This is a genomic window from Amycolatopsis sp. NPDC051061 (assembly GCF_040682935.1).
Taxonomy (GTDB): domain Bacteria; phylum Actinomycetota; class Actinomycetes; order Mycobacteriales; family Pseudonocardiaceae; genus Amycolatopsis.
Genome location: NZ_JBFBBZ010000031.1, coordinates 65,697 through 78,969, shown reverse-complemented (window position 1 = coordinate 78,969; position 13,273 = coordinate 65,697). Strand labels below are relative to the sequence as shown.

Here is a 13,273-nt window from a genome sequence, read left to right as displayed (position 1 = left end):
GCCATGAGGGGCACCTTCATGGACTTTGAAAGCCATGAAGCTGCCCCTTATGGAGCAGGTCAGTCCAGGGGCAGGTTGAGCAGCGCGTTCTCGATCAGCTCCGGCATGGCCGGGTGGATCCAGTACTGCCCGCGCGCCATCGAGTGCGCGTCCAGGCCGAAGCTCATCGCCTGGATGAGCGGTTGGATCACCGACGCCGCCTGCGGCCCGATGATGTGCGCGCCGAGCAGCTGCCCGGTCGCCGGGTCGGCCAGGAGCTTCGCGAAGCCCGTCGTGTCCTCCATCGCCCAGCCGTACGCGATCCCGGCGTAGTCCTGCTTCGAGGTCACGTACGAGACGCCCTTGTCGCGCGCCTTCTGCTCGGTGAGCCCGACCGACGCCACCTGCGGGTGGGTGAACACCGCGTGCGGCACGAACCGGTGGTCGGCGGTGATCCGCTCGTCGGGGTGCAGCAGGTTGTGCTGCACCACGCGGGATTCGTGGTTCGCGACGTGCTTCAGCTCGTGCGGCGAGGAAAGGTCGCCGAGCGCGTAGATGCCCTCGACCGCGGTCTCCTGGTAGTCGTCGACCACGACGTGTCCACTGTCCGTTGTGGTCACTCCGGTGGCGGCGACGTCGAGGAGGTCGGAGTTCGGCTTCCGGCCGGTGGCGATCAGCAGCAGGTCGGCCTCGACGGTCTCGGCGCCCTGCGGGCCTTCGAGGTCCAGTGCGACGCCACTGTCGGTCGTGCGCGCCCGCACGGTCTTGCGCTCCAGGCGGACGTCGAAGCGTTCCGTGGCCAGCTCGGTGAAGCGCGCGCTGACGTCCTCGTCTTCCGAGCGCAACAGGCGCCCGGAGCGGTTGACCAGCGTGACCCGCACGCCGAACGACGCGAAGACGTGCGCGAACTCGGCCGCGATGTACCCGCCGCCGAGGATGACGATGCGCTCGGGCAGCTCGTCGAGCCGCATCACCGTGTCGGAGGTGTGGTAGTCGACGTCGCTCAGGCCCGGGATGTCCGGGATGACCGGGCGCCCGCCCGCCGCGAGCACGAACTTGTCGGCGGTCAGCACCTCGTCGGGGCGGCCGTCGGAGAAGCTGACGCGCAGTTCCTTGTGCCCGGTGAAGCGGCCGGTGCCCTCGAAGACGTCGACGTTCTTGTTGTCCTCGTGGCTGCGGCGGTACTCCGCGCCACCGGCGGCGATCGGGTCGATCCGGCCGAAGACGCGGTCGCGGATGTCTCGCCAGCGAACGCCCTGCAGCTCTTCGTCGACGCCGTACTTCGCGCTGTGCGAAGGCGTGTACGCGACGTCGGCGGCGTAGACGAACATCTTCGTCGGGATGCAGCCGACGTTCAGGCAGGTGCCGCCGAAGGTCCCCTTCTCCACGATCGCCGTCTTCTTGCCGGCGAAACCGGGTCCGAGGACGGAGTTCCCCGATCCCGTCCCGACGATCACCAGGTCGTAGTGGGGCACTGCATCCTCCGCGGGGAGTCGGTTCCGGTCGATTCACCCTAGCCAACCGCTTGTGCGAGGCGGGTGTTCCCGCCTGTGCTCAACGTCGTATTACGTGGTCAGTGGCCGGTCGCGGTGAAGTGCATCCGGTCCTTCGGGCTGGTCCAGGCACCGCCCCAGCTCCAGCCGATCGCGGCGAACGCGCGCACGGTCGCGTCACCGGCCAGGACCATGCCCGGACGGCGGTTCGAGCGGGCGAGGTAGGCCGAGGCCAGCTCGGGCAGCACGAGGTCGCCCTGGGTGTAGGGGTTGCAGAACGGGTTGACGTCCACCGCGAGCCCGTAGGCGTGCGCCGACCAGGACGTCTGGCCGCGCGCCGGGCGGCAGACGAACGCGCTGGTGCTGTTGCCGTCGCCGGTCGGCGGCGCGGTCAGCTCGGCGGGGCTGGTCACGCGCATCTCTTCCAGGGGGAAGCGCGCCGCGAAGAGCTGCCCGAAGACCTCGGTGATCCCGGCGGCGCCCTGCGCGTTGACCAGCATCTCGCCGGTGTGCGTGCGGCCGTCGAACCCCCGGAAGGACATCGTCAGGTAGCGGAGGGCGGTCGGCTTGACCGGGCAGCCGGGCTGCCAGGTGCTGCGCGCGAGGACGTCGGCGGGCACGGCGCTGACGGTCGCGTGGTACTTGCCGTCCGCCGGCGGCGGTAAGACGTCTTTTGTCGGAAGTGCCCGGTTCACCAGTTCGGGTGGCGTCGGCTCGATCTTCCCGAAGCCGCCGGAGCCGAGGGGGAGCGGGCGGGCACCCACCTGCCAGGGGACGACGGGCGCGCTCGACGTCGCCGGCGGGGCCGGAATCACCGGGGCGGGGGGTTTGGCCACCGCGGTGGAGGACGGCGTCGCGGCCACCGGCTGCGGGACCGAAGGCGCCTCCGACGAGCAGGCGGCCAGCGTGAGGGCCATGACCGCCCCCGATATCGCCGTCGCTGTCCGCCGCATCGAATCAGCTTGACAGAAGCGTTCGGTGAGCGCGGAGTCCACCCGTTTCAGTGACACCGCTTCGGGCCCACTCCGATTAGGGTATTCAGCGCCGCTCGTTCACGCACCGGAGTCATCCGGGTGTCGAGTGCTTCGTCTTGTGCTGTCTTGCTTGTGTTGATTTTGCTCGTGTTGATGTGCTCGTGTTGATGTGAAAGAGGGGGAACGACCCATGTCCGTGAAGTCCCGCCGATCCCTGCTGCTCGCGAGCGGCGCGCTCCTCGCGGTCGCCGCGGTCGCCGTCCCGGTGGTGGTCGGCACGGCGTCGGCGGACCCGGCGTCCGCCGACCAGCCGCGGATCGTCGGCGGTGAGAAGGCCTCCCTCTCGGACCACCCGTACGCGGTCTACCTGACCGACGCGGCCGGCAACCAGTACTGCGGCGCGGTGATCGTCAGCTCGACGGCGATCGCGACGGCGGCGCACTGCGCCAAGGCCGTCGCGAAGGAGGACGTCCGCGTGGTGGCCGGCCGCGAGGACAAACGCACCGCCGAGGGTGACGTCCTGAGCGTCTCGAAGGTCTGGATCAGCAAGGGCTACAACGACCCGACGCAGGGCGACGACATCGCGGTCATGACCGTCCGCGGCCAGCTCGGCTACCGGCCCGCGAAGCTGCCCGGCAGCGATGACGCGGCTTCGTACCGGGAAGGCACGCGGGCGACGGTGCTCGGCTGGGGCCGCGTCGCCGACGGCGGCGACCGGTCCGACTACCTGCGCAGCGCCCAGGTCCCGGTGGTCTCGGACAGTGCCTGCCGCTCCGACTACACCGTGTACGACCAGCGGACCATGGTCTGCGCGGGCTACGCGGAGGGCGGCGTCGACGCCTGCCAGGGCGACTCCGGCGGTCCGCTGGTGGTCGGCGACACGCTGATCGGGATCGTGTCGTTCGGCGACGGCTGCGGCAAGGCGGGCAAGCCGGGGGTCTACACGCGCGTCTCGGCGTACACGAGCGACATCGAGGCCCAGGCCAAGCCGCGCCTCCTCGGCTGAGCGTGATAGGCAGGGGGCATGCCGACCCTGCACGACGCGACCGGCCCCGAGCTGACCGCCGCCCAGCTGCACGACATCCTCCGCCTGCGCGTGGACGTGTTCGTGGTGGAGCAGAAGGCGGCGTACCCCGAGCTGGACGGCCGTGACCTGCGGCCGGACACCCGCCACCTGTGGTTCGAGGACTCGAGCGGGGTGACGTCGTACCTGCGGGTGCTCGCCGACCCGGACGGTGTCCGCCGCATCGGCCGCGTGGTGACGGCGGCCTCCGCCCGCGGCCAGGGCTTGGCGGCCCGCTTGATGGACGCGGCCCTGCTCACCCCGGGCGAATACGTCCTGGACGCGCAAACGTACGTCCAAGGCTTCTACGCGCGCTACGGCTTCGTCGCGGAAAGCGCGGAGTACACGGACGAAGACGGAATCCCGCACATCACGATGCGCCGCCTCCCGCAGTAACGCCGATACGCGAACCGACCGTCCAGGCACGCGAGCCGACTGTCCAGGTACGCGAGCCGACTGTCCAGGCACGCGAGCCGACTGTCCAGGTACGCGAACCGACCCTCGGGGTACGGCTCAGGCGGTCGCCCCGCGCGGAGCGGTAGCCGTGATCACCTTCACCGCGCGGTCCACATCGGACTCCGTGAGGTCGGCCCGCGCGGTCAGCCGCAGCCGTGAGATCCCGTCCGGCACCGACGGCGGCCGGAAGCACCCGACCCGGATCCCCTGCTCCGCGCACGCCGCCGCCCACGCGACGGCCGTCTCCGCGGACGGCGCCTGAACCGAGATCACGGCCGCGTCCGGCAGGCTCACCTTCAGCCCGGCCGCCTTCAACGACATCGCGAGGTTGCCCGCGTTCTCCAGCACCTTCTCCGCCAGCCCCGGCTCCTCCTTCAACGCGTGCAACGCGGCCAGCGCGGCAGCGGCACTCGCGGGCGCCAGAGCGGTGTCGAAGATAAAGCTGCGAGCCGTGTCGATCAGGTGCTTGATCACGCGACGCGGCCCCAGCACCGCCCCGCCCTGGGCGCCGAGGGACTTCGAGAGCGTCAACGTCGTGACGACGTCCGGTGCGCCCGACAGCCCGGCCGCGTGGACCGCCCCGCGGCCGCCGTCGCCCAGGATGCCGAAGCCGTGCGCGTCGTCCACGAGCAGCGCCGCGCCGTGCGAACGGCAGATCCCGGCCAGCTCCTCGAGCGGGGCGAGGTCGCCGTCGACCGAGAACACCGAGTCGGTCACCACCAGCGCACGCGGTTTGCGCCGGGTCGCCAGCGCGTTCTTGATCGCCGACGGCGTCGAGTGCGCGACCGCGGCGACGTCGGCCCGCGAGAGCCGGCAGCCCTCGATCAGCGACGCGTGGATGTACTTGTCGGTGACGATCGCGGACTCGGACCCCGACAGCGCCGTCACCGCGCCGAGGTTCGCGGCGAAGCCGGACGAGAACACGAGCGCCGCCTGCACGCCGCAGAACCGCGCGAGCTCCAGCTCCAGCTCGGTGTGCAGCTCGGTCGAACCGGTGACCAGCCGTGACCCGGTCGACCCGGCGCCCCAGCGCAGCGCGGCGGCCGCGGAGGCCCCGGCGACGCGCTTGTCACGGGCCAGCCCGAGGTAGTCGTTGCCGGCCAGATCCAGCTCGTCCGCCTTCGCGGGACGCGGCCGCAGCTGCCGCACGAGCCCCGCGTTCGCCCGCTTCTCCGCCTCGGTGTCGAGCCAGTCGAAAACCTCTTCGGGCGGAAGCGTCGGCGGCGTAGTCACGTCCCGCAGTCTCCCATCCGGACTCCGCGCGGCCGGGAAGCGGGCCCGGAAACGCCGGAAGCCCCGGACCGCGGTCCGGGGCTTCCGAAAACTTGCCGAGAAAAGAAATCAGCTGTCGTAGCCGCGACGCGGGCCACGGCTCGGGCGGCCGTAGCCACCGCCGTTGCCCGAGCGGGGCTGACGCCCACGGCCGCCGAAGCCGCCGGGACGACCCTCACGGGAGCCCTGGCTGTAGCTGCCACGGTCGCCACCGCGGTCACCACGGTCGCCGCCGTAGCTGCTGCCGCCGCGCTCGCCCTGGCTGCTGCTGCCGCCGCGGTAGCCACCACGGCTCGAGCCGCCGTGGCCACGGTCACCGCGGAAGCCACCGCCGCCGCCGCGACGCGGGTTCTCGCGCCGCCGCTCGATGACCGGCTCGCCGCTGGGCTCCTGGGCGCCGGTGATGCGAGACAGCGCTTCGTCACCCGGACGGACCATGGTGGACTCGGCGCGGACGCCGGCCCGGTCGGTCATCCGCTTGACCATGCGGCGCTGGTCGTTGGTGACCACCGTGACGACGACCCCGGACGCCCCGGCGCGCGCCGTGCGGCCCGCGCGGTGCAGGTAGTCCTTGTGGTCGGCCGCCGGGTCGACGTGCAGCACCAGCGAAATGTTGTCGACGTGGATGCCGCGCGCGGCGACGTCCGTGGCGACCAGCACCGGGGTGTGGCCTTCCTTGAAGTCGGCGAGGACGCGGTTGCGCTGCCCCTGCGTCTTGCCACCGTGCAACGCCGCCGCGTTCACGCCCTGCTCGCGCAGCCGCTCGGCGAGGCGGTCGACGTGGTGCTTGGTCCGCACGAACATGATCGTGCGGCCCTCGCGGGCGCCGATCTGCGTGATGACGTCCTGCTTGTCCTGGTGCGACACCTGGAGCACGTGGTGGTCCATGGTGTCGACGCTCGCGGTCGACGGCGCGACCGAGTGCGTGACCGGGTCGGTCAGGTACTGCCGGACCAGGCGGTTGACGTCACCGTCGAGCGTCGCCGAGAACAGCAGCCGCTGGCCGCCCGGCGGGGTGAGGTCCATGATCTCGCGGACCTGCGGCATGAAGCCCATGTCCGCCATCTGGTCGGCCTCGTCGAGCGCGATGAAGTTGCAGTCGCCCAGGTGCGCGGTGCCCTGCCGGACGTGGTCCGACAGCCGCCCCGGGGTGGCGATCAGCAGGTCGACGCCGCGGGAGAGCGCGTCCGCCTGGCGGGCGAAGGCCATGCCGCCGACGGCCGTGCGGCACCACAGGCCGAGCGACCTGGCCAGCGGGGTCAGCGAGTCGGCCACCTGCATGGCCAGCTCGCGGGTCGGGACCAGGATCAGCGCGCGGGGGCGCTTCGGGCGGGCCTTGCCGTCGGCGAGCCGGGCCAGCATGGCCAGGCCGAAGGCGAGGGTCTTGCCGGAGCCGGTCTGGGCGCGGCCCAGGATGTCGCGGCCGGCCAGTGCGTCCGGGATGGTCGCGGACTGGATCGGGAAGGGGCTGGTGATGCCGGCCTCGGCCAGCGCGCGGAGCAGCGGCTCCGGCAGGCCCAGTTCGGCGAAGGTCCTGGTCGCCACGGTCTCGACAGCGTCATCGCGCAGCATGTCCCCACCGGCGGGGCGCTGACGCGGCCGACGGTCGGGACGGTCCGCGTGCGCGGACGTCGAGGAAGGACCAGAGTTGAACGTGACTGTCACAAATGCCTCTCGGACGTGGTTCGTCACAAGGAGGCCCGGGCTCCCCGCGCGCAGGCAGGGCAAGATGGTGTGCGGTGGGCGTTCACAGGGACGGACCCCGGCACACTGTGTCTTGTCGCTTTCCGACACTGCGCGCCGCTTTTGGGATTGCGGATCACCGCGAGCCATTCGGTGGCTCTGGAGGCGACGGACACCAACTCATCCACGCCGCCGGTTGCGGTCTTTACGTACTGTACCTGAAGGGGAGCTGGTCCTCCGCATCGAGGTAACCGGTTGTGGGCGGCGTCGCAGGCGTGTTCCACGCCACACCCGCGACACCGCCGCGAGATCACCCGAGCCCGGCGGCGGAGACGAGGTCCGCCAGCAGCCCGTCGACGTTCGTGACGTGCTCGCCGAGGCCGCGGCCGTGGAACCAGCCGGCGAGGTTGCGCACGTCCCGCGCGAGGAACTCGACGCCGCCGGGGTTGGCGACGACGTCGACCACCTGCGGCAGGTCGATCACCACCAGCCGGCCCCGGTGCACCAGCAGGTTGTACGCCGAGAGGTCGCCGTGGGCGAGGCCTTCCGACGCGAGCAGTTCCAGCGCCGCGGTGGCCTGGAACCACAGGTCCTTCAGCTCGTCCGGCTCCGGGCGCACCTGGGCCAGGCGGGGCGCGGCCGTCCCGTCGTCGTCGCCGAGGAACTCCAGGAGCAGTTCGGTGCCGTTGCGCTGCACCGGGTACGGCACGGGCGCACCGAGCGTCCACAAGCGACTCAACGCGGCGAACTCCGCGACGGTCCACTGTTCGGCGATCAGGTTGCGGCCGAACGCGCTGCGCTGCGCCATCGCCCGGGTTTCGCGGGAGCGGCGCATCCGCCGTCCTTCGAGGTAGCCCGCGTCGCGGTGGAACAGCTTGTGTTCGTCGCTGCGGTAGCGCTTCGCGGCGAGCAGCGTGCCGGGGGTGCGGGGCAGGCCGCGCCGCAGCAGGTGGACGTCGGCCTCCTTGCCGGTCTTGAGGACGCCGAGGTCGGTGTCGACGGCGGCGAGCTCGGTGACGACCCACTCGGGCCGGGGGATCGGGCCGTGTTCGGCGTCGTCCCAGGTCGACCAGCGGTCGGCGCCCTCCGGCAGCTGATTTTCGGTGTAGGCGTCGTCGCGGAGCTTGGCGAGGCGGACGCGTTCGCCTTCGGTCAGCCGCCCGCTGCGGGTGGGTTCAGGTTCGTCGTCGAACCGCGCCCGGCGGGAGGGGCGTTCGCGGGTTTCGTCCTCGAACCGCCCGCGGCGGCCGGTTGGCGCACGCTGCGAGAAGTGCTCATCGGTTTCGTCGCCGAACCGCGTGCCGCGGGCAGGGCGTTCGCCGAAGAGGTCGAAGTCGTCGGAATCGTGCTGGCGCACTGGTGGGGTTCTCCTTGGTCAGGGGTGCCCCACCGGGCGCGTGATCAGCCTCGGGGGGCGGGTGGGTGAGGGCGTGAGAAGGCCCGGACATCCATCACGACAGGCACCTCCCGCTCTCGAACCCCGGCTCCCTGCCGGCTGCGCTCCAGCTTGCCGGACCGATCCGCGGCCGCGCAACCGAATAGCGCGAAAGGACCGTTCGTGCGCTTTCCTTGAATTCCGCCCGCCGGCGTGGTCACGATGAGGGGGCAGGCTCACCGAGCAGGGGCCGGGCAAAGTCACGGTCGCGCGCGACGTTTGGCGGAGGGTGGCGACGTCATGAACGACTCTTTCCTGTCGTCCAGCGTCGTGAACGACCCTTTCATGACGTCCCGCCCGGCATCCGCGACTTTGCCGAGGCCCTGGAGGAGGGGTGGATGGATTCCTACGACGTCGTGGTCGTCGGCGGCGGCCACAACGGGCTGGTGGCGGCCGCGTACCTGGCGCGGGCGGGCCGGTCGGTGCTCGTGCTCGAACGGCGCGGCGAGACCGGCGGCGCCGCCGTGTCGTTCCGCGCGTTCGAGGGTGTCGACGTCCGGCTTTCGCGCTATTCCTACCTGGTCAGCCTGTTGCCGAAGAAGATCGTGGCCGACCTCGGTCTCGACGTGCGGCTGAAGCGGCGCCGGATGTCGTCCTACACGCCCACGGGCGACTCGGGTCTCCTTGTCGACACGGGGGACGACGGCCGGACAGCGGCGTCGTTCCGCGCGGTCACCGGGTCCACGTCGGACTTCGCGGCGTGGCGCCGGTTCTCGAAGCTGACCGGCGGTGTCGCCGAAGGCGTCTTCGGCACGCTCACCGAGCCACTGCTGTCCGAAGTGGACTTCCGCTCGCGAGTGGGCGGCGCCGAGGCGTGGTCGGCATTGTTCGAGCGGCCGATCGGCGAGACGCTCACGTCGTGGTTCGGCGACGACACTGTCCGCGGCGTCGTGCTCACCGACGCCCTGATCGGCACGTTCGCCGCGGCGGGCGCCGAGGACCTGCGGCAGAACCGCTGCCTGCTCTACCACGTGATCGGCAACGGAACCGGCGACTGGGACGTCCCGGTCGGCGGCATGGGCGCGGTCACCGGCTCGCTCGCGTCGGTGGCTTCCGCGGCGGGCGCGCGGCTCGTGACCGGGGCGGAGGTGCTGTCGGTCGACCCCGGCGGCGAGATGCGTTACCGCCGTGACGACGCCGAACACGTCGTACGCGGCAGGTACGTCCTGGCGAACGTCGCGCCGGACACGCTGGCGCGGCTGCTCGGCGAGGAGCCACCGGAGCGCCCGGAAGGGGCGCAGCTGAAGGTGAACATGGTGCTGTCACGGCTGCCGAAGCTGCGCGACCCGCACGTCGACCCGGCCGAGGCGTTCGGCGGCACGTTCCACGTCAACGAGACGTACACCCAGCTGGAGACGGCCTATCGCGAGGCGGCGGCGGGAAAGATCCCCACGCTGCCGCCGTGCGAGATCTACTGCCATTCGCTGACGGACCCGTCGATCCTCGGCCCGGCCGAACGCGCGGCGGGCGTGCAGACCCTGACGTTGTTCGGCCTGCACATGCCGGCGCGCCTTTTCGAGGGGCGCAACGAAGAGGCGCGCGAAGCGGCGTTGCGCGCGACGCTGGCTTCGCTGAACAGCGTGCTGGCCGAGCCGATCGAGGACTGCCTGCTGACCGGCCCGGACGGAAAGCCTTGCGTGGAGGCGAAGACCCCGCTCGACCTGGAGGCCGAGCTGGGCCTTCCGGCGGGGCACATCTTCCACCGCGACCTGGCTTGGCCGTTCGCGACGGACCCGGCGCAGGTGGGCAAGTGGGGAGTGGAGACGCCCCACGAACGCGTCCTGCTGTGCGGCGCGGGAGCGGTGCGGGGAGGTGGTGTCAGCGGAATCCCCGGCCACAACGCGGCGATGGCGGTGCTGGACGCGCGGGCGGACTGAGGCCCCACGTCTTAAATGAGTCAGTCAGGTCTCCGGCGGTCCCGAATGACTCATTCAAGACCTCTGGCCTGGCGAATCTGCCCTGCCCGACAGCACTTGCCGCCACCGGCGACCGGCGCGCGCCCGGCGCCGGCTCGTACGGCAGCGCAGGGCGCGAGGCCCGACCGCACACCGGCCGACGGTCCCACCATCACCCACGAGCATCACCCCCGAGCGGCATCGTGCTCGGCGCACAGGCACCCGACCCCCGGCTCGATCCACTCCTGCCCGGCCCACCCGGGATGGCGTTCGACGAGCAGCGAACGCACCTCGGCAGCGATCTCACGCACCCCGAGACCCGCGTCCCGCCGGCGCCAGGTCTCGTCCCGCAGCTCGCGCAGGTAGTCGCGGACGTCATTGAGCACCGGAACACCACCGACCTCTCCGTGCCCGGGCACCACGACCCGGGGCTCGCGGGCGGCCAGCCGGTCCAGGACCGAGAGCCACCCCACGCCGGTCACGTCCGTGTCGTGCGGCGGGAACCACGGGAGGATCGCGAACTGCCCGGTCTCGGCCAGGTCGCCGGTGAACAGCACGCCCGCGTCCGGCACCTCGACCACCTGGTCGCCGACCGTGTGGCCCCGGCCCGTGGGCCGCAGCCGGACTATCCGGCCGCCCAGGTCGAGCTCCCGCGAGCCGTCGTAGACCTCGTCCGGTGCCGGCACCCGGACGTCCGCCAGCCGGGCGGCGACCACCGGGTCCAAGCCGCGGAACATCTCGAGGTAGCCCGCGCCCTTCGTGGCGAGGTCGTCCGCCTGGGCGCGGTTGACCAGGTAGGTCGCCGCGCCGGCGAACACCTGCGCGCCGTACGCGTGCTCGGGGTGGAAGTGCGTCGTCGTCAGGTACAGGCGGCGGCCGTTCGCCACCGAAGCCGCGAACGCGAGCACCTCCGACGCGTTCGCGGTGCCGAGGCCCGTGTCGACGACCAGGACGGCGTCCGTGCCGCCGATGACGCCGATGTTGGGCACGAGGTCGACGCGGTCGTTCGGGATCACCAGGAGGTCCGGGGCGAGTTCCCGGGCCCCGGCCACCCGCACGGCGGGATCGGTCAGGTCGGTCATCCCTCGATTCCACCGCCGGGACACCCAAGCCGTCCAAGACCGATCTCGTGGCGCCGATACCCGGCGGACATCGTCGCCGGTCGGGGTTACTGTTCGGCTATGGCGGTGGATCAGGAACTCGTGGACGCGGCGATCGCGCTGGCGCGCACCCGGCTCGGGGGCACGCCGTGGTCCGGGGCGGCGGCGCTGCGCCTCGACGACGGCACGGTGCTCACGAGCACGGCACCGGAATTCCCGAACAGGGCGTCAGCCTGTGCCACGAAACCGGCGCGATCTGCGAAGCCTTCAAGCTGGACAGGCGCGTGACCGGCTCGGTGTGCGTGACCGCCGCGGACGAAGAGCGCGGCTACTGGATCCTCGCGCCCTGCGGCGTCTGCCAGGAACGGCTCTTCGCCCACGGCCCGGACGTCGAGGTCGCCGTGCCCGAGCCCGCGGACCCGCGCCGGTGGCGGGCCCTGCGGCTGCGGGACGTCCAGCCGCACTGGTGGGTGCGCGTGTTCCCCGACGAGGTCTGGCCCTTCGAGGCCGGGCAGCCGGGCTGAGATGGAGTTGCGCACGCTGCGTTACTTCGTGGCGGTCGCCGAAGAACTCCACTTCGGGCGGGCCGCCGCGCGGCTGCACATGAGCCAGCCGCCGCTGAGCCGCGCGGTCAAGCAGCTGGAGGCCGACGTCGGCGCCGTCCTGCTGGTGCGCTCGGCCGCGGGCGTCGCGCTCACCCCGGCCGGCTCGACGCTGCTGGAGGAGGCCCGCGCCCTGCTCGACCAGGCCGACCGGGCGCGGGTGCGCGTGGCCGCCGCGGCCGGCGCCGCGACGATCACCGTCGGCCTCCTCGCCGACAGCGCCGACCCGGACGCGACGCGGCTGGCCGACGCCTACCGCCGGCAGCACCCGGGCCTCGAGGTCCGCGTCCGCGACACGGACCTGACCGACCCGACGTGCGGCCTGCGCGCCGGGCTGGTCGACGTCGCCCTGACCCGCGGGCCCTTCGACGAGGCCGGCCTGACGGTGCACCGGCTGCGCGAAGACCCGGTGGGCGCGGTGCTGCGCGCCGACGACCCGCTGGCCCGCCGCGACCACCTGGAGCTGGCCGACCTGGCCGGCCGGCGCTGGTTCCGGTTCCCGGAGGGCACCGATCCGGTCTGGCAGTCGTACTGGCACGGCGGCGAGCCGCGTGAGGGGCCGGTGGTGCGCGCCGTGCAGGAATGCCTGCAGGCCGTGCTGTGGAACGGGACCGTCGGGCTGATGCCGCTCGGCCACCGGCCACCGGGCGAGCTGACCGTCGTGCCCCTGACCGACCTGGCGCCGAACCCGGTGGTCGTCGCCTGGAAGGACGCGAGCCCGTTGGTCCGGTCGTTCGTGGGGCTCGCGTCGGCCGCGTATCAGACGATCGGCGGGCGACGGACGTCGTAGAGGTCCCAGTCCAGCTGCCAGAACGCGTCGATGCCGTGCTCGCGGATGTACTTGCGCTCGGTGTCGTGCACCGGGAAGCAGCCGGCGATGCTGATCGGCGCGCCCCCGATGTCGATCAGCGTGTACTGGTCCGCGTCGAGGCCGGCCGGTGCGCACACGGCGAAAGCGGTCATTTCGGACTCGGGCGCGATCGGCTCGCCGAAGTCGATGGTGTCGCCGTAGACGAACGGGCAGGTGCCCCGCAACTGCTCGGCGAGGTAGCCGATGGCCAGCGCCCACACCGGGTCGTCGGACCGGACGCTGATCCACAGCTCCGGTTTCACGCCGTGCCATTCGACGTGGTCGGCCAGCGAAAGGCCGTACGTCACCCCGGTCAGGTATCTCGGCTCCGGTTCGTCGGCGTAGACGAACGCGATGACGTCGTCGAGCCCGGCGTGGGTCGACGGAATCGGCTGCAGCCGGGGTTCGGTGCTCCCGGTCAGGGTGTCGAGATGGGCGACATACCGCTCGGCACGGCTCGGCATGGCGCGC

At 72.0% G+C, this 13,273-nt stretch carries 13 protein-coding genes; 6 read left to right on the top strand and 7 right to left on the bottom strand.

Features of this window, described 5'->3' with window-relative positions; genetic code table 11:
* Positions 1 to 59: 59 nt before the first annotated feature.
* Positions 60 to 1,454, bottom strand: a complete 1,395-nt coding sequence (locus AB0N03_RS34455; RefSeq protein WP_364380616.1) for a mycothione reductase — start codon at positions 1,452 to 1,454, stop codon at positions 60 to 62.
* Between the two features lie 98 nt (positions 1,455 to 1,552).
* Positions 1,553 to 2,389 (bottom strand): M15 family metallopeptidase, encoded by an 837-nt coding sequence (locus tag AB0N03_RS34450; protein ID WP_364380613.1) that lies wholly within the window; start codon positions 2,387 to 2,389, stop codon positions 1,553 to 1,555.
* A 247-nt stretch (positions 2,390 to 2,636) separates the two neighbouring features.
* On the opposite strand from AB0N03_RS34450, the gene AB0N03_RS34445 reads away from it, so the two are divergent.
* Positions 2,637 to 3,452: a serine protease gene (locus AB0N03_RS34445; RefSeq protein WP_364380610.1), complete on the top strand. Its 816-nt coding sequence runs from the start codon at positions 2,637 to 2,639 to the stop codon at positions 3,450 to 3,452.
* A gap of 18 nt (positions 3,453 to 3,470) precedes the next feature.
* Positions 3,471 to 3,905 (top strand): GNAT family N-acetyltransferase, encoded by a 435-nt coding sequence (locus AB0N03_RS34440; RefSeq protein ID WP_364380608.1) that lies wholly within the window; start codon positions 3,471 to 3,473, stop codon positions 3,903 to 3,905.
* Between the two features lie 117 nt (positions 3,906 to 4,022).
* Here the strand turns inward: AB0N03_RS34440 and AB0N03_RS34435 are convergent, their stop codons facing one another.
* The 3 genes from AB0N03_RS34435 to AB0N03_RS34425 form a co-directional block, all read right to left on the bottom strand.
* Positions 4,023 to 5,198: an 8-amino-7-oxononanoate synthase gene (locus AB0N03_RS34435; RefSeq protein ID WP_364380605.1), complete on the bottom strand. Its 1,176-nt coding sequence runs from the start codon at positions 5,196 to 5,198 to the stop codon at positions 4,023 to 4,025.
* 108 nt (positions 5,199 to 5,306) lie between these two features.
* Positions 5,307 to 6,902 carry a DEAD/DEAH box helicase gene (locus AB0N03_RS34430; protein ID WP_364380602.1) on the bottom strand — a complete coding sequence of 532 codons (1,596 nt, stop codon included), beginning with the start codon at positions 6,900 to 6,902 and terminating at the stop codon, positions 5,307 to 5,309.
* Positions 6,903 to 7,230: 328 nt separating this feature from the next.
* The gene (locus tag AB0N03_RS34425) at positions 7,231 to 8,076 is read right to left on the bottom strand and encodes an RIO1 family regulatory kinase/ATPase (protein ID WP_364380784.1); all 846 of its coding nucleotides are present in this window, start codon (positions 8,074 to 8,076) and stop codon (positions 7,231 to 7,233) included.
* A gap of 617 nt (positions 8,077 to 8,693) precedes the next feature.
* Between AB0N03_RS34425 and AB0N03_RS34420 the strand changes: the two genes are divergently transcribed.
* Positions 8,694 to 10,232, top strand: a complete 1,539-nt coding sequence (locus AB0N03_RS34420; protein WP_364380599.1) for an NAD(P)/FAD-dependent oxidoreductase — start codon at positions 8,694 to 8,696, stop codon at positions 10,230 to 10,232.
* A 203-nt stretch (positions 10,233 to 10,435) separates the two neighbouring features.
* On the opposite strand, the gene AB0N03_RS34415 is transcribed toward AB0N03_RS34420, so the two are convergent.
* Positions 10,436 to 11,332: an MBL fold metallo-hydrolase gene (locus AB0N03_RS34415; RefSeq protein WP_364380596.1), complete on the bottom strand. Its 897-nt coding sequence runs from the start codon at positions 11,330 to 11,332 to the stop codon at positions 10,436 to 10,438.
* A 99-nt stretch (positions 11,333 to 11,431) separates the two neighbouring features.
* Here AB0N03_RS34415 and AB0N03_RS34410 point away from each other — a divergent pair, with 99 nt between their 5' ends.
* From AB0N03_RS34410 to AB0N03_RS34400, 3 genes are read left to right on the top strand one after another with little or no spacing between them, the layout of a single operon-like run.
* Positions 11,432 to 11,638, top strand: coding sequence for a hypothetical protein (locus AB0N03_RS34410; RefSeq protein WP_364380593.1), 207 nt, complete (start codon positions 11,432 to 11,434; stop codon positions 11,636 to 11,638).
* Positions 11,635 to 11,874, top strand: a complete 240-nt coding sequence (locus AB0N03_RS34405; RefSeq protein WP_364380590.1) for a hypothetical protein — start codon at positions 11,635 to 11,637, stop codon at positions 11,872 to 11,874. Before AB0N03_RS34410 ends, AB0N03_RS34405 begins: the two co-directional genes overlap by 4 nt.
* 1 nt (position 11,875) lies before the next feature.
* On the top strand, positions 11,876 to 12,742 hold the full coding sequence (locus AB0N03_RS34400; RefSeq protein ID WP_364380587.1) for a LysR substrate-binding domain-containing protein: 867 nt from the start codon (positions 11,876 to 11,878) through the stop codon (positions 12,740 to 12,742).
* Here the strand turns inward: AB0N03_RS34400 and AB0N03_RS34395 are convergent.
* On the bottom strand, positions 12,712 to 13,266 hold the full coding sequence (locus AB0N03_RS34395; protein WP_364380584.1) for a suppressor of fused domain protein: 555 nt from the start codon (positions 13,264 to 13,266) through the stop codon (positions 12,712 to 12,714). The genes AB0N03_RS34400 and AB0N03_RS34395 overlap by 31 nt on opposite strands.
* Positions 13,267 to 13,273: the final 7 nt, after the last annotated feature.